General features: G+C 73.2%; 20 protein-coding genes and 1 pseudogene. 12 read left to right on the forward strand and 9 right to left on the reverse strand.

Annotation, left to right across the window (positions count from 1 at the left end; translation table 11 throughout):
* Positions 1-160: 160 nt before the first annotated feature.
* Genes ACXJKL_RS01470 through ACXJKL_RS01480 form a run of 3 tightly spaced genes read right to left on the reverse strand, consistent with a single transcriptional unit; the run spans position 161 to position 2,612 of the window.
* Positions 161-1,225, reverse strand: coding sequence for a glycosyltransferase family 4 protein (locus ACXJKL_RS01470; protein ID WP_457205272.1), 1,065 nt, complete (start codon positions 1,223-1,225; stop codon positions 161-163).
* Complete coding sequence (locus ACXJKL_RS01475) at positions 1,222-1,617, reverse strand: 6-pyruvoyl trahydropterin synthase family protein (RefSeq protein ID WP_457205273.1); 396 nt, start codon at positions 1,615-1,617, stop codon at positions 1,222-1,224. Before ACXJKL_RS01475 ends, ACXJKL_RS01470 begins: the two co-directional genes overlap by 4 nt.
* Positions 1,605-2,612: a zinc-dependent alcohol dehydrogenase gene (locus ACXJKL_RS01480; RefSeq protein WP_457205274.1), complete on the reverse strand. Its 1,008-nt coding sequence runs from the start codon at positions 2,610-2,612 to the stop codon at positions 1,605-1,607. Before ACXJKL_RS01480 ends, ACXJKL_RS01475 begins: the two co-directional genes overlap by 13 nt.
* 215 nt (positions 2,613-2,827) lie before the next feature.
* Here ACXJKL_RS01480 and ACXJKL_RS01485 point away from each other — a divergent pair, with 215 nt between their 5' ends.
* The 3 genes from ACXJKL_RS01485 to ACXJKL_RS01495 are packed head-to-tail and all read left to right on the forward strand — an operon-like array spanning position 2,828 to position 5,749.
* Positions 2,828-4,468 (forward strand): sulfatase-like hydrolase/transferase, encoded by a 1,641-nt coding sequence (locus tag ACXJKL_RS01485; RefSeq protein WP_457205275.1) that lies wholly within the window; start codon positions 2,828-2,830, stop codon positions 4,466-4,468.
* Between the two features lie 55 nt (positions 4,469-4,523).
* Positions 4,524-5,042: a sigma-70 family RNA polymerase sigma factor gene (locus tag ACXJKL_RS01490; RefSeq protein WP_457205276.1), complete on the forward strand. Its 519-nt coding sequence runs from the start codon at positions 4,524-4,526 to the stop codon at positions 5,040-5,042.
* Positions 5,039-5,749, forward strand: a complete 711-nt coding sequence (locus ACXJKL_RS01495) for an anti-sigma factor family protein (protein WP_457205277.1) — start codon at positions 5,039-5,041, stop codon at positions 5,747-5,749. The genes ACXJKL_RS01490 and ACXJKL_RS01495 overlap by 4 nt, the downstream gene beginning before the upstream one ends.
* On the opposite strand, the gene ACXJKL_RS01500 is transcribed toward ACXJKL_RS01495, so the two are convergent.
* Both ACXJKL_RS01500 and ACXJKL_RS01505 read right to left on the reverse strand, forming a co-directional pair.
* Positions 5,738-6,097, reverse strand: coding sequence for a hypothetical protein (locus tag ACXJKL_RS01500; RefSeq protein WP_457205278.1), 360 nt, complete (start codon positions 6,095-6,097; stop codon positions 5,738-5,740). The two genes, ACXJKL_RS01495 and ACXJKL_RS01500, sit on opposite strands and share 12 nt — an antisense overlap.
* 62 nt (positions 6,098-6,159) lie before the next feature.
* Entirely contained in the window at positions 6,160-7,659 is a 1,500-nt protein-coding gene (locus tag ACXJKL_RS01505) for a CDP-alcohol phosphatidyltransferase family protein (protein ID WP_457205279.1), read from the reverse strand.
* 107 nt (positions 7,660-7,766) lie between these two features.
* Here ACXJKL_RS01505 and ACXJKL_RS01510 point away from each other — a divergent pair, with 107 nt between their 5' ends.
* Together ACXJKL_RS01510 and ACXJKL_RS01515 are read left to right on the forward strand one after the other, a co-directional pair.
* Positions 7,767-8,642, forward strand: coding sequence for a class I SAM-dependent methyltransferase (locus ACXJKL_RS01510; RefSeq protein ID WP_457205280.1), 876 nt, complete (start codon positions 7,767-7,769; stop codon positions 8,640-8,642).
* Between the two features lie 9 nt (positions 8,643-8,651).
* Entirely contained in the window at positions 8,652-9,188 is a 537-nt protein-coding gene (locus tag ACXJKL_RS01515) for a GNAT family N-acetyltransferase (RefSeq protein ID WP_457205281.1), read from the forward strand.
* 46 nt (positions 9,189-9,234) lie between these two features.
* Here ACXJKL_RS01515 and ACXJKL_RS01520 read toward each other — a convergent pair whose 3' ends face one another.
* On the reverse strand, positions 9,235-9,609 hold the full coding sequence (locus ACXJKL_RS01520) for a nuclear transport factor 2 family protein (RefSeq protein ID WP_457205282.1): 375 nt from the start codon (positions 9,607-9,609) through the stop codon (positions 9,235-9,237).
* 105 nt (positions 9,610-9,714) lie between these two features.
* Here ACXJKL_RS01520 and trxA point away from each other — a divergent pair, with 105 nt between their 5' ends.
* Positions 9,715-10,380 carry a thioredoxin gene (trxA, locus tag ACXJKL_RS01525; RefSeq protein ID WP_457205283.1) on the forward strand — a complete coding sequence of 222 codons (666 nt, stop codon included), beginning with the start codon at positions 9,715-9,717 and terminating at the stop codon, positions 10,378-10,380.
* 116 nt (positions 10,381-10,496) lie between these two features.
* Positions 10,497-11,264 (forward strand): type I methionyl aminopeptidase, encoded by a 768-nt coding sequence (gene map, locus ACXJKL_RS01530; RefSeq protein ID WP_457205284.1) that lies wholly within the window; start codon positions 10,497-10,499, stop codon positions 11,262-11,264.
* Positions 11,265-11,291: 27 nt separating this feature from the next.
* Here the strand turns inward: map and ACXJKL_RS01535 are convergent, their stop codons facing one another.
* Positions 11,292-11,792, reverse strand: coding sequence for a hypothetical protein (locus ACXJKL_RS01535; RefSeq protein WP_457205285.1), 501 nt, complete (start codon positions 11,790-11,792; stop codon positions 11,292-11,294).
* 152 nt (positions 11,793-11,944) lie between these two features.
* Here ACXJKL_RS01535 and ACXJKL_RS01540 point away from each other — a divergent pair.
* The 5 genes and pseudogenes from ACXJKL_RS01540 to ACXJKL_RS01560 all read left to right on the forward strand — a co-directional run.
* Positions 11,945-12,952, forward strand: a pseudogene (locus ACXJKL_RS01540) (sulfatase-like hydrolase/transferase); the annotation flags it as partial.
* Between the two features lie 529 nt (positions 12,953-13,481).
* Complete coding sequence (locus ACXJKL_RS01545; protein ID WP_457205290.1) at positions 13,482-14,381, forward strand: formylglycine-generating enzyme family protein; 900 nt, start codon at positions 13,482-13,484, stop codon at positions 14,379-14,381.
* 95 nt (positions 14,382-14,476) lie between these two features.
* Positions 14,477-15,289 carry an HAD family hydrolase gene (locus ACXJKL_RS01550; protein WP_457205291.1) on the forward strand — a complete coding sequence of 271 codons (813 nt, stop codon included), beginning with the start codon at positions 14,477-14,479 and terminating at the stop codon, positions 15,287-15,289.
* Positions 15,290-15,376: 87 nt separating this feature from the next.
* Entirely contained in the window at positions 15,377-15,958 is a 582-nt protein-coding gene (locus ACXJKL_RS01555; protein WP_457205286.1) for a hypothetical protein, read from the forward strand.
* A 56-nt stretch (positions 15,959-16,014) separates the two neighbouring features.
* Positions 16,015-18,069, forward strand: coding sequence for a M3 family metallopeptidase (locus tag ACXJKL_RS01560; RefSeq protein WP_457205287.1), 2,055 nt, complete (start codon positions 16,015-16,017; stop codon positions 18,067-18,069).
* A 21-nt stretch (positions 18,070-18,090) separates the two neighbouring features.
* Here ACXJKL_RS01560 and ACXJKL_RS01565 read toward each other — a convergent pair whose 3' ends face one another.
* Both ACXJKL_RS01565 and ACXJKL_RS01570 read right to left on the reverse strand, forming a co-directional pair.
* Complete coding sequence (locus ACXJKL_RS01565; RefSeq protein WP_457205288.1) at positions 18,091-19,146, reverse strand: NAD(P)H-binding protein; 1,056 nt, start codon at positions 19,144-19,146, stop codon at positions 18,091-18,093.
* A partial coding sequence (locus tag ACXJKL_RS01570; RefSeq protein ID WP_457205289.1) for a hypothetical protein occupies positions 19,146-19,484 on the reverse strand: 339 nt, incomplete at its 5' end. The genes ACXJKL_RS01570 and ACXJKL_RS01565, both read right to left, overlap by 1 nt.

The following is a 19,484-nucleotide window of genomic DNA, read 5'->3' on the forward strand; positions in this document are numbered from 1 at the left end:
GTGGTGATCACCGCGATGCCCGCGCCCAGAGCCAGCACCTCGACGTCGAGGGCTCGGATCCCGGCCAGCACGGGGCCGCCGCCGGTGCGCGCGACGACAAGCGCGAGGATCCCCAGCCCGACCAACCAGCGCCAGGGGGTGCGGGACCAGGACGGCGACGTCATGCGGCCACCTCCCGCAGCACCCGGGCGACCTCGCCGGCGGTGGTCGACCAGGGCGTCAGGTCCGCGCGGCGACGTCGGGCGGCCGCTCGCAGGGACTGGCGCAGGCTGGCGTCCGCGAGCCAGCGCCGGAGGACGGCGGCGAGGGCGGCGGCGTCTCCGGGGGGCACGAGGACGCCCGCGCGCATGCCGGCGGTCGCCGCACCGAGCGCCTCGGGCACACCACCGACGTCGGTGGCGATGACGGGGAGGCCGTGGGCCAGGGCCTCGGTGACGACCATCCCGTAGGTCTCCGCCCGACTGGCCAGGGCGAGCACGTCGGCACCGTCGTACGCCGCGTCGAGCTCCGCTCCCCTCCTCGGGCCGACGATCAGGAACCGGTCGGCGAGCCCGAGGTCGCCCGCGCTCCCCCGCAGCCGGGCGACGTAGTCGGGGGCCACCAACGCCGGCCCCACGCTCACACACCGCCACGAGAGGTCGGCGACCTCCGCCAGCGCGGCCAGCAGCACGTCGTGCCCCTTGCCGGGTGCCACCGTGCCGACGCACAGCAGGGAGCCGCCGTGGAGGGTCCCCCGTGCCGGGACCGCCTCGTCGACCCCCGGATGCGCCACGTGCACGCACGCAGGATCGAGGCCGTACGCCGCGAGCAACCAGTCCCGGCACCACGCGCTCGGTACGACGACCGCCGCCGCTGCCCGCAGGACCTCCCGCTCGGCCTGGCGTGCCGTCACGGTGTCGTCGTCGACGCCCACGGGCAGGTGCACCACCAGCACGACGCGCAGCCGGTGCGACGCCGGCACGACCACCTCCGGCAGTCGCGAGGCGAGCAGACCGTCGACCAGGACGACCGAGGCGTCCGGCACCGCGGCCAGGGCGTGCGCCAGCCCCTCGCGGCCGGTCGCGCTCGACCACGGCCAGCCCCCGTCCACCTCGACCGTGCGGGCCGCCCACCCGGTGTGGTGCAGCTCACCGGCCAGCCGGCGGTCGTACGTGTTGCCTCCGCTCGGCCGCTGGGGATCGTGGATCCCCTGCGGCACCAGGACGTCCACCCGCCGCCCGGTCACAGCGCCCGCTCGAAGCTGGCCCACGCGACGTGGGACTCGTGCAGGGTCACGAGGATCGACCCGACCTGGTCGGCGTCRCCGAGGTCGCCGCCCCGGACTGCCTCGGCCAGCCGGTCGGCGATGTGCCGGGCCAGCACCTCGGTGGTGGTGTTGGTCCCCTCGAACACCGGCTCGTCGTCGAGGCTGCGGTAGGTCAGCTCACCCACGACCGCCTTCAGCGCCGCGGCCGCGCGACCGATGTCGACGAGGACCCCGTCGTCGTCGAGGACCTCCCCGCGGAACGTCGCGTCCACCACGAAGGTCGCTCCGTGCAGCCGCTGGGCCGGCCCGAAGACCTCCCCGCGGAAGCTGTGCGCCACCATCATGTGGTCGCGGACCGTCACGCCGAACACGACGCGTCCTCGTCGTCGTACGTCACCGCATGGCACAGCGCGGGCAGCTCGCGCGAGGCGAGCCGCGGCATCACGTCCGGCAGCGCGCGGAACGGTGACTCACCCGTGAGCAGCTGGTCGAACCCGTCGTCCCGGAGCAGGTCCAGGGCGAGCGCCAGGCGCTGCGCCGTCGTCCGGCGATCACGCCGCGCCGGCGCCACCCGGCCCACCTGGCTGGCCCGCAGGCTCAGCCGCCCCGAGTGGAAGCTGCCGCCGAGCGAGAGCGTGGTGGTGGCGTCGCCGTACCAGCTGAGCTCCAGGACGGTGCCCTCCGGCGCCAACAGCTCGAGCGAGCGCTGCAGCCCCGCGGAGGTGGCGCTGGTGTGGAGCACCAGGTCGCAGCCGCTCTCGGCCCCGTCAGGGGCCGCGAAGCCCATCCCCCACGCAGCCGCCACCGCGGCTCGCCCCGGGTCGACGTCGACGAGCGTCACCGAGGTGCCGGGGATGCGGGAGACCAGCCGGGCCACGCAGCACCCCAACAGGCCCGCCCCGACGACGGCCACCCGGTCGCCGACCAGGGGCGGGGCGTCCCACAGGGCGTTGACGGCCGTCTCCACGATGCCCGCCAGCACCGCGCGCGCCACCGGCACCTCGTCGGGCACGACGGTGACCGCGGACGCGGGGACCACGTAGGCCGTCTGGTGCGGGTGCAGGCAGAAGACCGTGCGACCGCGGAGCCGCGCCGGGCCCGTCTCGACCAGGCCGACGTTGAGGTAGCCGTACTTGACCGGGCCCGGGAAGTCCCCGTCCTGGAAGGGGGCCCGCATGACGGCGTACTGGCTCGGCGGCACGTGCCCGCCGAAGACGAGCGTCTCGGTCCCCCGGCTCACCGCGCTGCGCAGCGTCCGTACGACGACGTCGTGCGCGCCTGGCTCCTTGAGCGGCGCGCGCCGGATCTCGCCCGTCCCGGGCTCGCTGAGCCAGAACGCCCGTGCCTCGCGTTGCCTCGTGCCCACCTCTGCCACTCCTGCCAGCCTGCCGACGCCACCTGTGCCGCCTTTGCCGTCCTCGCCGGCGTGAACCGGAGGACCCTCGCCCACGTTCACCCTCCTGACGCTTCCTGACTCCTGCGAGCCCCGGACTCGGGCGAGCTCCTGACTACGTGAACGGAGGGACCGTGCCCGTGGTTCAACGCCCCGCCGCGACGCGCCGGTCGGCGATCCTCGCGACAGTGCTCACCACGCTGGCGGCCGTCCTCGTGGTGCTCGCGCTCGCGGTGCCGAACCGGCTCGAGGCGATGGTGCCCGAGGCCTTCGTCCGGCTGCCCGTCGAGCTGCTCGCCTACCTGGCGCTCGTGCTGGTCCTGCCGTCGCGGCTCGGCCTGGTACGCCGCGCCCTCGCCGTCGTGGCCGGTCTGCTGCTGGCCGTGGCCACGGTCTTCAAGCTCCTCGACGTCGGGTTCCTGCAGGCGCTCAACCGCCCGTTCGACCCGCTGATCGACTGGCGGTATGCCGGCTCGCTGGTGGAGACGGTCCGCGGCTCCGCGGAGGGCGCCCTCGGCAACGGTCTGCTGCTCCTGGCCGGGACGGTCCTCGTCGCCGTGCTCGTGCTGGTGCCGTGGGCTGTCCTCCGCGTCACGCGCGTCGCTGTCCGGCACCGGGCAGGCACGGCCCGGCTCGTGGCCGGACTCACCGGCCTCTGGCTCGCGCTCAGCCTGCTGGACGTGCGCGTCGGCCCGGGTCTCGTGGCGTCCGAGGCGACGGCCGGCTACGTGGCCGCCCAGGTCGCCCGCGTCCCGTCCCAGCTGCGTGACCAGCGCGAGTTCGCCCGGGCGGCGTCGGCGGACCCGATGCGCGACGTGCCGGCCGACGACCTGCTCACGGAGTTGCGCGGCAAGGACGTGCTCATCGTGTTCGTCGAGAGCTACGGCCGGGTCGCCGTCGAGGGCTCCAGCTTCTCCGCGGGTGTCGACCGGGTCCTGGACTCCGGGACCCGACAGCTGCGACGCGAGGGCTTCACCGCTCGCAGCGCCTTCCTCACCTCCCCCACGTTCGGCGCGATCAGCTGGCTGGCGCACTCGACGCTGCAGTCCGGCCTGTGGGTCGACAGCCAGCAGCGCTACGACCACCTGGTCACCACCCCCCGCCTCACCCTGACCCAGCTGTTCGGACGCGCCGGGTGGCGCACGGTCGCGGACGTGCCGGCCAACAACCGCGACTGGCCCCAGGGCGCCTTCTACGGCTTCGACCACGTCTACGACTCCCGCAACGTCGGCTACCGGGGGCCGAGGTTCGGCTACCCGACGATGCCCGACCAGTACACCCTCGACGCCTTCCACCGTCTCGAGCTCTCGCCGCGGGACCGTGCCCCGGTGATGGCGGAGATCGACCTCATCACCAGCCACGCCCCCTGGTCGCGCGTACCGCGGATGCTGCCCCAGCACGCGGTCGGCGACGGGTCGGCGTACGACGGGATGCCGGAGACCCTGGACTCGGAGACCGACATCTGGCCCTCACCGACCCGCGTGCGGGCGGCGTACGGGGACTCCATCGAGTACTCGCTCGCGTCGGTGGTCTCGTTCCTCTCGTCGTACGGCGACCGCGACCTCGTCGTGGTGATGCTCGGCGACCACCAGCCGGCGACGATCGTGTCCGGCGAGGACCCCGGCCACGACGTCCCGGTGTCGGTCATCGCCCGCGACCCGGCCGTCACGGACCGGATCTCCGGGTGGGGGTGGGACGACGGGCTGCGCCCGGCCACGGACGCGCCGGTGTGGCGGATGGACCTCTTCCGCGATCGGTTCCTCGCGGCGTACGGCCCCGGCGGTCAGACTGGCAGTCAGACTGGGGACAGGACCGCGAGCGCCCGTTGAACCACGGCCGCTCTCCGCGCGTCTTCCACGCCAGAGGGGTGAGCAGGAGGGTGAGGTGTCCAGGGACGAGGTCGCGCTGATGCAGCGGGTGCACGACGAGCACGCCGACGTGCTCTGGCGCTTCTGCCTGAGCCTGGTGGGCAACGACCGGGTCCACGCCGAGGACGTCGCGCAGGAGACCCTGCTGCGTGCGTGGCGTCACCCCTCGGTCCTCGAGGGCCCCCCGCCGGCCGTCCGCTCCTGGCTCTTCACCGTCGCCCGCAACATCGTGATCGACGACTGGCGCAGCCGCCGCTCGCACCCCGAGACCCCGGTGGCGGAGGTCCCCGAGCAGCGGCGCTCGGAGGAGGACGACGCGAGTGACCAGCTGCTCCTGTCCTGGGTGGTGGCCGATGCGCTCACGCACCTCTCGCCGGACCACCGCACCGTCCTGCTCGAGTGCTACTACGGCGGCCGTCCGGTCGCCGAGGTCGCCCGGCGCCTCGGGATCCCCGAGGGCACCGTGAAGTCCCGCACCCACTACGCGCTCCGGGCCCTGAAGCTCGCGCTCGAGGAGCTGGGGGTGAGCGCATGAGCTGCCCCTTCGCCCACGACGACGGCGCCTACGTGCTCGGCGCCCTGAGCCCGGGCGAGCGACTCGAGTTCGAGAAGCACCTCGCGACCTGCGACGAGTGCGGCCGGTCGGTCCGCGACCTCGCCGGTCTCCCCGGGTTGCTGGACCGGGTCGACGCCCGCGTGCTGGAGCACCCCGCCGCCGACCCGCCGCTGCCGGCCACCCTGCTGCCGGCCCTCACGCGTGAGATCGGTCGGGGCAGGCGGCGGCGCGCCTACACGATGGCCGGACTGGCCGCGGCGGCCGCCACGGTGGCGGCCCTCAGCTTCCCGGTGGTGGCGAGCCTGACCGACGATGACGCTCCCCCGACCACTCCCAGCGCCGGGTCCAGCTCCTCACCGGGCAGTGTCGAGACCCTCCCGATGGTGCCGCGCGGGGACGTGCCCGTCGAGGCGACGCTGGGCCTCGAGCAGGTCGCGTGGGGCACCCGGTTGCTGCTCACCTGCTCCTACGAGCCGAGCTCGGTGGAGTACGCCCTGCCCCCCGAGGTCGACTACCTGCTCTTCGTCCGGACCCGCGACGGCCGCACCGAGCAGGTCGGCAGCTGGCGGTCGATCAGCGGCACCACCATGCAGGTGCCGGCCGCCACCTCGGTCGCCCGCGACGAGATCCGGTCGGTGGAGGTGCGCACCACCACCGGCCTCGTGGTGCTGCGGCTACGCGCCTGAGCGCAGCGGATTGTCCGCGAGCAGGAGCCGGGAGCCGGCCACCACGGCGACCACCTCGGCCACGGCTGCCGTCCACACCGCCCACCCGGTCCAGCCCTCCTCGACCCCGAACAGGCCGACCGTGGCCGCGAGGAGGAAGGCCGTCAACGTCGACAGGCCGAAGCCGACCGCCAGGAACGCCGGCACCCAGTGCCGCCACACGACCAGCAGCACGGCGATGGCGGCGCCACCGACGGCGTTGAGCAGGAAGGCGGGGCCGACGACGTCGGCGTCCCGCATCCCGTCCGACCACAGGTAGAGGTGGACGGCCGCCGAGACGAGCACTGCCGCTGCTGCCACGTATCGCATGACGATCACCGTTCCGATCGAGGAGGTCCTGTCCGGGGGAACGGACCGGGGGGCCGTCCGGTTCAGCACGCCGTGGCCCCGCCGTCGACGCGTTGCGCGACGACCGCGAACTTGCGCACCCGCCCGCCCRCCATCCAGGCGCTCCACAACCGGTGCGACGCGAGCAGCCCGTCGATGACGCCCTCGCCGATCTCGGCCGAGATCGCCGACCGGTCGGCCTCGAAGGCGTCGACGAGGGCGTCGGCCACGAGCCGGTGCGCGCGGGTGCACTCACGCATCCAGCGCACCTCCAGCCCGACGGCGGCGAGCGTCGACACCAGCTCGTCGAGCGGGATCGGCCAGACGGTGTCGCCGCCGGGCATGTCCCGCCGCTCCCGCGGGGTCAGCGGTCGCCCCTCCTCCACCGTGAGCGCGAGCCGCCCGCCGGGCACCAGGGCCGCCGAGACCTCCTCGAGCAGGGCCCGCTTGTCGGGGAAGGCGAGGACCGTCTCCAGCAGGAGCACCACCTCGAAGCCACCGCGGCGCACGGGCGGCACCTCGCCCACCTCGCCCACCTCGAACAGGCAGCCCAGGTCGGTCCCGCGGGCGCGGGCCAGCTCGATGGCGTCGGCCTGCCGGTCGATGCCGAGGTAGCGGCAGCCCAGCTCGGCCGTGATGAGCCGGCCGGGCCCCGCAACGCCGCAGCACAGGTCGAGCACCGTGACGCCCGGTCGCACCCCTGCCGTCCTGGCCACCGACAGGATCTCGCGACCCGACATGAAGCTCTCCTGGCCGACGAACTCGCCGGGAGCGTACGCCGCCGTGCGCGCGCGGCGCAGGGCGTCGTCGTACGCCCTCCTCCCGGTCTCCGTCCTCCCGGTCTCCGGAGCCGCGGCCGGCCGTCGCCRCCACAGCCACCAGACGTCCCGGCCGAAGGACTCGGCCAGCAGGAGCAAGCCGAGGAGCAGGCCGGCATCCGTCAGCCACGCCGGCCCCACGTCGGAGGCGGCGAAGGTGAGGACGATCCCGGCGGTCGCGGTCACGACCTTGCGCCAGTAGCGCACGGGCAGCGGGGCCCGCATCCAGGRCAGCCACCAGCCCGCCACCGCGAACAGGTAGCGGGCCGCGCCCATCGCGAGCACCCAGGCGCCCGCCGACGGGGCGACGTACACGCTCAGCACGAGCATCAGGAAGGCGTCGGCCTCGCCGTCGAGGCGACCGCCGAACCGGGAGACCGTGCCGGTCCGTCTCGCCACCTGTCCGTCCACCGCGTCCAGCACCAGGGCGACGGTGGCGAGCGCCACGAGGAGCCGTCCGGCCGCCTCGCCGTCCCACGCGTCGGCCACGAGCGCCGCCACGCAGCAGGCGAAGGTCGCCCGGGTCACGGTGACCAGGTCGGCCGGTCCCAGCACGTCCACGTGCTCGCGGGTGGCGGCCCGTGCGGCCGCGACACCCAGCACCAGCCCGCAGGCGAGGCCGACGAGCGCGCCCCCGGGACCCAGCCCCGCAACGGCGGCCAGCAGKGTGAGCAGGACGACCAGGGCCGCGACACCGGCCGTCAGAGCGTTGCGTGCTGCGATCACCGGGCCCTCCCGCATCGGCGTCTACCGTGGTGGACGCACGGTGGCGCAGATCGGTTCACCGGCGTCCGCCCCATCGGGTCGCGGCGCACGGCAGGTGGGGAGGTGCGATGGGGACGGAACCCGTCCGGGCCGGGTCGGCCTGGCTGGCCCTGCGCGAGCCGGTGGACGCGCACGCCCGGTCCGAGGAGCTCGTCGAGGTCCTGCGCGGTCGCCTGACCACCCGCGTCACGGCCTCCACATCCCACGACGGCCGGTCCCCCGCCGGCCCGTCCCCCGATCGTCTCGTGGTGCACGACCTCGGGAGCGGCACCGGCTCCACGGCGAGGTGGCTGGCCCCCCGGTTGGCCGCCGGGCAGCGGTGGGTGCTGCACGACCGTGACCCCGACCTGCTCGCGATCGCGGAGGACCTGCCGCCGCCCCGGTCCTCGGCGGGCGAGGCCGTCACGGTCGAGACCCGGCTGGGGGACATCACCCGCCTGTACCCCGAGGACCTGGCCGACGCGTCGCTCGTCACCGCCTCCGCACTGCTCGACATGTTCACCGCGGACGAGCTGGCGCGGTTCGTCGCCACCTGCGTCCGGCCGGCGTGCCCGGTGCTGGTCACGCTGAGCGTGGTCGGCCGCGTGGAGCTGGCCCCTGGTGACCCGCTCGACGCCCGGGTCGCGGCCGCGTTCAACGACCACCAGCGGCGCGACACCCCGGGCGGGCGCCTGCTCGGACCGGACGCCGCGGCCCACGCGGTCGAGGCCTTCCAGGGCGCGGGACTCCAGGTCACGACGCGTCCGAGCGCGTGGCGTCTCGGGCCCGCGAGTGCGGCGCTGGCGGCGGAGTGGCTGGCCGGATGGGTCGGGGCCGCCGTCGAGCAGGACCCCGGCCTGCGCGAGGCGGCCGCGTCCTGGACCCGGCGCCGTCGCGTGCAGCTGGCGGCTGGTGCCCTCTCGGTGACCCTGCACCACGTCGATCTGCTCGCCCTTCCTCGCTAGGGTCGCGCCATGCCCGAGCCGACCGGCGGCCTCCGCCTCGTCCCCCTCACCCACGAGCACCTGCCAGGCATGGCCGAGCTGACCGCGGACCCCGAGTCGGTGCGGTTCACGCGCATCCCGGAGCCGCCACCCGAGGACTTCGCGAGCACGTGGGTCCAGCGGTACGTCGACGGCCGCGAGACCGGTGAGCGCGAGGGGTACGCCTTCGTGGACGACGCCGGCCGGTTCCTCGGTGCCGGCATGCTGCCGATCATCGAGCGGCAGTCGGCGACGGTGGAGATCGGCTACATGGTGTCCCCCGGGGCCCGCCGTCGCGGCGTCGCGACGCGGGCGCTGGCCCTGCTCACCGACCGGGCCCTGGAGCTGGGAGCCGAGCGCATCGTCCTGCACATTGCGGTCGCCAACCCGGCGTCACAGGTGGTCGCCGAGAGGTGCGGCTACCGGCTCGAGGGCGTGCTGAGGTCGGAGTGGTGGAAGCCGGGCGTCCGGGCGGACACGCAGCTGTGGAGCCTGCTGCCCTCCGACCCACGGCCACGGCGGGACTGACCCCCGACGCGGGGCGGCGGGGGTCAGGGGTGCACTGGGTGCGCCGCTACTTCGTGCCCCAGACGCGTTCCTGCATCGCCGTGTCACCGGCGGACTGGAAYTTGACGACCTTCCCGTCGCGGAAGGTCAGCACGTCGGCCTGGTCCGACGTCTCGCCACCGACGGTGACCGAGGTCAGCACCACGACCCGCTCGTCGTCGCCGAGGAAGTACTGCGGGCGGGTGGCGAACTCCTTGCCGGCCAGCTTCATCCAGAAGCCGATCACCTCCTCCTTCCCGTGGTACGTGCCCGAGATCGTGCTGTTGCCCGCGACGATCCACTCGACCTGGTCGTCGATCGCCGCACTCGCACCCTCGACGTCCGACGCGCTGAAGGCCGCGTAGGCCTTCTTGGTCATCTCGATGTTCTCCTGTCCTGACATGAGCAGTCCTGCTTCCCGGCCCTCGGGGGCCACATCTTCGGACGCTACGTGCGGCTGGGGGGCGGGTCCATAGCGCGTGCGGACCCACCTCCTACGCTGGTCGGCATGAGTACCCGCGAGCTGACCGCTGACACCTTCGAGGACACCGTCGTGGGCGAGGGCATCGTCCTCGTCGACTTCTGGGCCGAGTGGTGCGGACCGTGCAAGCAGTTCGGGCCGATCTTCGAGACCGCGTCGGAGAAGCACCCCGACGTCGTCTTCGCCAAGGTCGACACCGAGGCCGAGCAGCAGCTGGCAGGCCAGGCGGGGATCACCTCGATCCCGACCCTGATGCTCTTCCGTGACGGGATCCTGCTCTTCAACCAGGCTGGCGCGCTGCCTCCGCAGGCGCTCGAGGGCGTCATCGAGCAGGCCCGCGAGCTCGACATGGACGCCATCCGCGCCCAGATCGCCGAGGCCGAGGCGCACCCCGACGAGCTCGACCTCGACACGTTCGCCGCGCAGCACGCCGGCGGCGGCTACGTGCTCGACGTCCGCGAGTCCGAGGAGTACGCCGGCGGCCACGTGCCCGGCGCCGTGCACATCGCCATGAACGACGTCCCGCAGCGGCTGGCCGAGGTCCCGACCGACCGCCGCGTCCACGTGATCTGCCAGAGCGGCAGCCGCAGCCGCGCCATCACCGAGTACCTCCAGGCCAACGGCGTCGACGCGGTCAACGTGTCCGACGGCACCGCCGGCTGGGCCCAGCGCGGCTGGCCGCTCGACCGGTGAGCCGGTGCCGCCCGTGACCCCGGCGTCGCGGCGATCGACGCGCCGTGACCGCGGCCACGCCAGGGCTGTCGTGGGGGCTGCGCGACCCCCGTGGCGTCGCGCCTAGGCTGACCGGTGTGATCGAGTTGCGCAGTCCTTCCCAGATCGAGCAGATGCGTCCCGCGGGCCGTTTCGTGGCCGAGGTGCTCACCCATCTCTCGGAGGTCGTCGACGTCGGCACGAACCTGCTCGAGATCGACGCGATCGCGCACGACATGATCCGCGCACGCGGCGCGGAGTCGTGCTATATCGACTACCACCCGTCGTTCGGCGCCTCGCCCTTCGGCAAGGTGATCTGCACGTCGGTCAACGACGCGGTGCTGCACGGGCTCCCCCACGACTACGCGCTCGCCGACGGCGACCTGCTCACGCTCGACTTCGCTGTGTCCGTCGACGGGTGGGTCGCCGACTCGGCGCTGTCCTTCGTCGTCGGTACGCCGCGCGCCGAGGACCTGCGCCTGGTCGAGGTGACCGGCCGGGCGCTCGACGCCGGGATCGGCGCGGCCCAGTCGGGCAACCGGATCGGTGACATCGGCCACGCGATCGGGACGGTGGCCCGTGAGGCAGGGCTCGGCATCAACATGCAGTTCGGCGGGCACGGCGTGGGCCGGACGATGCACGGCGACCCGCACATCGCCAACGACGGATCGCCCGGTCGGGGCTTCCCGCTGAAGCCCGGCTTGGTCATCGCCATCGAGCCGTGGTTCCTGCACACGACCGACGAGATCTTCACCGACCCCGACGGGTGGACGCTCCGCAGCGCCGACGGATCCCGCGGCGCGCACATGGAGCACACGATCGCCATCACCGAGGACGGCCCCCTCGTCCTGACCGCCCGGGACTGAGCCGGCGGGCCGACCCTGCACCGGTGCTCACCGGTTCCAGAGCCCGTAGGGGCGCAGCAGCGCCTCGGCCCCGACCTCGAGGTGCCGGGCGTCGGCCCGCTCGTGGCAGGGGGCCCAGCTGATGTCGGGAGCGAGCCGGTCGACGGCGTCGCGTGCCCACACCTTGGCCCGCTCGGCGCGTCCGGTGCGCAGCAGCTCCAGCCGCGCCTCCACCCAGGCGGGGTCCGCCAGGGCCCGGTCGAGCGCTGCCTCGCCGAACCCGGACACCGCTCCCTGGCCGGTGCGGTAGACCGACAGCCGTCCGTAGAGGCCCTGGGGCCGACCGCCGCCTCCGCGCTCGCCGGCCATGCCGACGTACCGGATCCGGTGCGTGTCCCGCTCGCGGAAGAGGTACACGCCGGGCAGGCGTGGCGCGTGGGGCAGCGCCTCGGCGAAGGGTGCCCACTCCGACCACTCGGCGAGGTCCTCGACCTCGCGGTAGGCAGCCAGCCTCGCGGCCGTGTCGTGGGGGGTCTCGAGCTCGCTCATGCTCGCACTGTCGCGGAGGGCACCGACAACCGGATCGGCACGGGGCCCGCCTCACCTCCAGGGGATGAGGTCCCCCGCTCGGCGCCCGACCTACGGTGCTGGGACGCTCGGCGCGACAGGTCGACGCGCCGCGAGACCTGAAGGAGCAGCTCGTGTCCGACAAGCCGAACATCCTGATCATCTGGGGCGACGACATCGGCATCAGCAACCTGAGCTGCTACAGCGACGGGGTGATGGGGTACCGGACCCCCCACATCGACCGTCTCGCCGAGGAGGGGGTCCGGTTCACCGACTACTACGGCGAGCAGAGCTGCACGGCGGGCCGCGCGGCCTTCATGACCGGCCAGAACCCGTACCGGACCGGGCTGACAAAGGTCGGCATGCCCGGGTCGGACATCGGGCTCCGCGCCGAGGACCCGACGATCGCGACGGCGCTGAAGTCCCTCGGCTACACGACCGGGCAGTTCGGCAAGAACCACTTCGGCGACCGGGACGAGTTCCTGCCCACCGCGCACGGCTTCGACGAGTTCTTCGGCAACCTCTACCACCTCAACGCCGAGGAGGAGCCGGAGCTCTACGACTACCCCTCGGAGGAGGAGTTCCCGGACTTCCGCAAGAACTTCGGCCCGCGCGGCGTGATCCACTCGTGGGCGAATCCCGACGGGAGCCAGCGCATCGAGGACACCGGCCCGCTCACCAAGGAGCGGATGAAGACCGTCGACGACGACGAGGTCGTCCCCGAGGCGCTGCGGTTCATGAGCGACGCCCACGACGGCGACACCCCGTTCTTCGTCTGGCTCAACACCACCCACATGCACTTCCGCACGCACGTGAAGGACGGCAGCCGGGGCCGGGCCGGTCGCTGGCAGTCGGAGTACCACGACACGATGTGCGACCACGACGACCTGGTCGGGCGGGTGCTCGACCACCTCGACGAGCACGGCATGGCCGACAACACCATCGTCATGTACTCCACCGACAACGGCCCGCACATGAACAGCTGGCCGGACGCGGGCATGACGCCCTTCCGCAGCGAGAAGAACACCAACTGGGAGGGCGCCTACCGGGTGCCGGCCGTGGTGCGCTGGCCCGGGCACGTCCCGGCAGGCTCGGTGCGCACCGGGATCGTCAGCCATGCCGACTGGTTCGTCACGCTCCTCGCCGCCGCGGGCGACACCGACGTCGCCGCGCGATTGAGGCAGGGGGCCGACCTCGCGGGCACGACGTACAAGGTGCACCTCGACGGGCACGACCAGCTCGACTACATCACCGGGGCGACCGACGAGAGCCCGCGCAAGCACTTCTTCTACGTCTCCGACGACGGCGACCTGACCGCGCTGCGCTTCGACAACTGGAAGTTCGTCTTCATGGAGCAACGCGCGGTCGGCACCCTGCGGATCTGGGCCGAGCCGTTCACCGAGCTGCGCTTCCCCAAGCTCTTCAACCTCAGGACCGACCCGTATGAGAGGGCCGACGTCACGTCGAACACCTACTACGACTGGGTGCTCGACCACGCGTGGGCGTTCATCCCCGCGCAGGCCTACGTGGCGAGGATGCTCCAGACGCTGGCGGAGTTCCCGGCCCGCCAGGAGCCGGCGAGCTTCAACGTGGACAAGGTGCTGGAGAAGCTCAGGGCCGGGATCGGGAGAGGCTGWGGTGCARGTCGACCTGCCCGGCGGTGTGTTCACCATGGGCTCGGACCGTCACTACCCCGAGGAGGCGCCGACCCACCGGGTGCGGCTCGACGCCTTCTCGATCGACGCGACGGCGGTGACCAACACGGAGTACGCCGCCTTCGTCGCGGCCACCGGGTACGTCACCGTCGCCGAGCGCGACCCCGACCCGGCCGACTACCCGGACGCGCCCCCCGAGAGCCTGCAGCCCGGGTCGATGGTCTTCACCCCCACGCGCGGACCGGTCGACCTGCGGCACCTCAGCCAGTGGTGGCGGTGGAAGCCCGGCGCGTCGTGGCGGCACCCGCGGGGTCCGAAGAGCTCGATCGACACGCTGCCGGACCACCCGGTGGTGCACGTCGCCCACGAGGACGCGCGGGAGTACGCCGCCTGGGTCGGTGCCTCATTGCCGACCGAGGCCGAGTGGGAGTACGCCGCGCGAGGCGGCCTCGAGGGCGCGACCTTCACCTGGGGGGACGAGGCCAGGCCCGGCGGCAGGATCCTGGCCAACACCTGGGACGGGCCGGACTTCCCGTGGCGGAGCAGCGGCGAGAGCGGGTTCCTGCGCACCGCGCCTGTCGGCAGCTTCCCCGCCAACGGCTACGGGCTCTTCGACATGGCCGGCAACGTCTGGGAGTGGACCCAGGACTGGTGGACCGAGCGACACCCGGACGAGGTGGACAAGCCCTGCTGCCTGCCCAGCAACCCGCGGGGCGGGAACCTCGACCGCAGCTACGACCCCGCCCAGCCGCAGTTCCGGATCGGCCGCAAGGTGGTCAAGGGAGGCTCCCACCTGTGCGCCGACYCCTACTGCCTGCGCTACCGACCGGCGGCGCGACGACCCCAGATGATCGACACGGGCACCAGCCACCAGGGCTTCCGGTGCGTCCGCCGCGACCACGCGAGCACACCGTGAGTCCCGACCCACTGCCGTCCTGGCGCCCCGGTGCGGCCCGGGACGCCGTCCTCGCGTTCCTCGACACGGCCACCTCCGTGCCGCTCGAGCGGCGGGTGGCCTGCTTCGACAACGACGGGACCCTGTGGTGCGAGAAGCCGAACTACCCCCAGTTCGACTTCTTCGTCGACGCCCTCCGGACCGCCGTGCGGGCGGACCCCGACCTGTCGAGGAACCCGGAGTTCGCTGCCCTGCTGACCGGCGACCGCGCGGCCATCGGCGAGCTCGGCCTGGAGCGGATCGCACTCGCGCTGACCGGCCTCTTCCGGGGCGCCACTCCGGAGGAGTTCACGACCCGGGTCCGTGAGTTCCTCGTCGGGGCGGTGCACCCGACCCTGGGCCGGCCGATGCGCACCACCACCTACCTGCCGATGCTCGAGCTGATCGCCAGCCTGCGGCGGCTCGACTTCACCGTCTGCATCGTCACCGGCGGCGGCACGGAGTTCGTCCGTGCGATCAGCCAGGAGCTGTACGGCGTACCCCCCGAGGCCGTGGTCGGCAGCCTGATCGACTACGACTTCGTCCCGGCGACCGGGGGGTCCGGCCCGACGCTGACGCGTGCCGACCGGCTGGCCGGCATCGTCAACGAGGGCGCGGCCAAGGTCACCCACATCCAGACCCAGCTCGGACGGCACCCGATCGTGGCCGCCGGCAACTCCGGTGGGGACCGGGAGATGCTCGAGTGGGCCGCCTCCGCCGACGGGCCCTCGCTGGCTCTGCTCATCGACCACGACGACGCGGCCCGGGAGTTCTCCTACGAGAGCCGGGCGGAGAGCTTCACCGAGCCGGAGCCGATCACCGACGTCGGCGCGCGACTCGGCTGGACCGTGGTCAGCATGGCCGACGACTGGGCCGCGGTCTTCGCCTAGCGATCACGAGAATCCCTCGTGCCCCAGGAACACCACCCGTGAGTCCCCGAAGGGGTGGGAATCACGGCCGGGGGTTACTGTCGAGGAATGACTGACCTCGAGTTCGACGCTGCTGACCAGATCGAGCAGGAGGAGGACGTGACCGGTCCCCCGACCGAGGCGACACGTGCGGCCTGGGCCGAGGCGGCCCGTCCGATCCTCGTCAAGACCGCCCAGCGCTACCGGGCGATGATCAGCTACAAGGACCTCGCCGCACAGATGCAGGAGGCCACGGGCATCACGACCCGGCAGCCGATGCAGCACTGGATGGCCGACGTCCTGCACCGGGTGGCCACCGACTGTGCCGAGCGCAACGAGCCCAACCTCGCCTCCCTCGCCGTCAACGCGCAGGGCAGCATCGGAGCGGCGTACGCCTCGTCCGTGCTCAACACCCGCGGCGAGGAGATCGGTGACTCCGACGACCACGCGGCCCGCGAGCGACTGGCCTGCCACACGTACTTCGAGGCCCCCGACCTGCCGGCCGACGGCGGCGTGCCGACCCTGACCGAGAAGGTCAGCGCCGCCCGGACCCGCGCCCGCAAGGCCTCCGCCGCGGCTCGCCCCGTCGACACGTGCCCGACCTGCAACATGGCGCTCCCGGCCACCAAGGTCTGCGACAACTGCGCCTGAGCGTCTCCCCTGCGCGGGGGTGACGCCGCGCGTCCGTCCTTTGCTTGGATGGGCTCATGACCAACTCCCTCCTGAGCCCGTCCACGCTCGCGTTCGCGCTGCCGGACTATGCCCACCTCTCCGACGCCGACTACCGCGAGGCGATCGAGCAGGGCATGACCGAGCACCTTGCGGAGCTCGACGCCCTCGCGACCGACGACTCCCCCGCCACCGTGGCCAACGTCCTCGAGGCGTGGGAGCGGTCCGGCGCGCTGCTGAACCGTGCGATGAACGCGTTCTGGGTGGCCAAGTCCGCTGACACCAACGACGAGCGGGACGCGATCGAGGAGGACATGGCGCCCCGCCTGGCGCAGCACTCCGACGCGATCCTCCTCGACGCGCGGCTCTACGCCCGGCTCACGTCCCTGGCCGCTCGACGCGACGTCGGCGAGGTGACCTTGGACGAGCAGGAGTCGCACCTGCTCGCCGAGCGCCTCAAGGACTTCGAGCGCGGCGGCATCGCCCTGCCCGAGGAGCAGCAGTCCCGGCTGCGCGAGCTCAACACCGAGCTGGCGACCCTCTCCACCCGCTTCGACCAGATGCTGGTGGCCGGACGCAACGCCGCCGCCGTCCACGTCACCGACGAGGCGGAGCTCGACGGCCTGGACGAGGGCCAGAAGGCCGCCGCCCGGGAGGCCGCGCACGACGCCGGTCACGACGGCTGGCTGCTGACCATCACCAACACCACCGGCCAGCCGGTGCTGGGTTCCCTCACCCACCGCCCCACTCGCGAGCGCGTCTTCCGCGCGAGTGCGGAGCGCGGTCTGGGCACGACCGGCGACGACGACACCGACACCCGGGGCGTGCTGCTCACCATGGCGCGCCTGCGCCACGAGCGCGCGCTGCTGCTCGGCTACCCGCACCACGCGGCGTACGCCGCCGAGGACGGCTGTGCGGGCAGCACCGAGGCGGTCAACGAGATCCTCGGCCGGCTCGGCCCCGCGGCGTACGGACTGGTGCGCGCCCGCGGCGAGCAGCTCCAGGCACACCTCGACACCACGGAGCCCGGCACGACCCTCGAGCCCTGGGACTGGGCCTACGCCGACGGGCAGCTGCGCCGCGAGGAGGCCGAGCTCGACCCGGGTRCCCTGCGCCCCTACCTGGAGTTCGACCGGGTGCTCACCGAGGGCGTCTTCGCGGCCGCGACCGCGCTCTACGGCATCTCCTTCCACCGGCGCAAGGACCTCGTCGGCTACACCGACGTGGCCCGGGTCTACGAGGTGCGCGAGGAGGACGGCGGCCACCTCGGCGTGGTCGTCATCGACCCCTACACCCGCCCGACCAAGCAGGGCGGCGCGTGGATGACCAGCATCGTCGACCAGAGCCACCTGCTCGACGACGCCCCGGTCGTCACCAACACGTGCAACTTCCCGCCCCCGGCCCCGGGCGCCCCGAGCCTGCTGTCGTGGGACAACGTGATCACGCTCTTCCACGAGTTCGGCCACGACCTGCACGGGCTGCTGTCCGACGTCCGCTTCCCGTCCCGCTCCGGCACGGCGGTGCCGCGGGACTTCGTGGAGTTCCCCAGCCAGGTCAACGAGATCTGGGCCTTCGAGCCCACGCTTCTCGCCCGGTACGCCGTGCACCACGAGACCGGCGAGCCGATGCCGGCCGCGTGGGTCGAGCAGCTCCTCGGCACGTCGGGCAAGGAGACCTACCGGTACGCCGAGCTGCTGAGCGCGATGCTGCTCGACCAGGCGTGGCACCAGACGCCCGCCGACGAGCTGCCGACCGACCCGGCCGACGTCGAGGCCTTCGAGCTCGCGGCCCTCGAGCGCGCGGGCGTGCGCTACGCCCCGGTGCCGCCGCGCTACCGCTCGGCGTACTTCCACCACATCTTCGGTGGCGGCTACTCCGCGGCGTACTACTCCTACCTGTGGTCGGAGATCATGGACGCCGACACGGTGGCGTGGTTCGGCGAGCAGGGCGGCATGGGTCGCGAGGCGGGTGAGCACTTCCGCCGGACCCTGCTCGGTCCCGGCGGGTCGGTCGACGCCATGGAGTCCTACCGCCGCTTCCGAGGCGGGGACCCGGACCTGGCCCACCTGCTGCGCCGCATCGGCGCCGAGTAGTCCGCCGGACGACCCGGCTGGTCAGTCGGTCAGCTGGCGGAGCCGGTGCCAGGCGAGGCTGGCGCCGGCCCGCACGCTGCGCGGCGCGCGCAGGGCGTCCAGGACCGGCGCCCGCTGACGGGTCCAGGCGGGGTCGCTCGGCAGCGGCGCCTCGGCGGTGCCCACCTCGGCGCGCACCGCGCGGTGCATGGCCTCGCCGACACCGAGCAGGCGGCCTCCGTCGGCCGGCACCCACGTCGCCTCGGGTCGACAGACCATGTCGTGGTGCAACGACTCGACCAGGGCGTTGACCGTCCAGAACGGGGCCTGGACGAGCCCCGCGGTGCCGGTGGCCGCGACCTGGGTGGGGATCATCGCCACCGGCACCCGGATGCGCAGCAGCCGGGCCGCCCGCGCGTACGCCGCCAGCMGGCGCGGGTAGCGCAGCACGTCGGGGCCGCCGATGTCGAGGGCGCCGGTGAGCGTGGAGCCGGGCTCCAGCGCCTCGACCAGCGCGCGCACCGCGTCGGTGGCCGCGATCGGCTGCACCCGCGAGCGCAGCCACAGCGGGATCGGCTGGAGGACGAGCAGGGTGCCGATCTGGCGGATCACCTCGAACGACGTGGAGCCGGCCCCGATGACGACGCCGGCGCGCAGCGCGACCGACGACGCGGAGGAGGACAGCAGCTCCTCCTCGACCTCGAGGCGCGACGTGATGTGCTCGGAGAGCTCGGCACGCGGCACCTCGGGCACGAGACCGGAGAGGTAGACGATCCGGGAGACGCCGGCGGCGTCGACGCCGCGGCGTACGGTCTCGGCGCCGAGGCGGTCCTTGTCGGAGAACCCGCGCGAGCTGAGCGAGTGCACGAGGTAGCAGACCGCGTCCACGCCCTCGAGCGCCACGGCGACGTCGTCGGCGTCGGTGACGTCACAGCGCACCCAGTCGACATGGTGGCCCCAGGGGAAGCGCTCCGGGGTGGGCTGGCGTGAGGACGCCGCGGTGACGAGGTAGCCGCGGTCGAGGAGCTCGGGCACCAGCCGTGACCCGATGTAGCCGGTGGCGCCCAGGACGAGCACCCGGCCAGAGGTGGGAGCCATCACTCCCCCAGGTGCCGCAGCATGTTGGACGCGAAGCGACGGCCCATCGCCGCCACCACGCCGTGCATGACGGTCTCGACCGCGATCCGCGAGACCCGCGGCAGCGGCAGGTCGCACCAGATCTCCAGGTCGATGGCCACGCGGGTCCCGGTGCCGTCGGGCCGCAGGAGGTACTCCCCCTCCACGCCGGTGCGCTCGTCGGGACGCTCGGGGTCGTGCTCGAACGTGATCCGGGTGGGCTCGTCGAACGTCATCACCTCGGTGAAGACGGGGGCCACGGTCGCGCTCATCACCGGGATGTGGGTGAGGTTCCAGGTCCAGTGCTTGCCGTCCACGTC

Source organism: Nocardioides sp. P5_C9_2, from assembly GCF_054049555.1.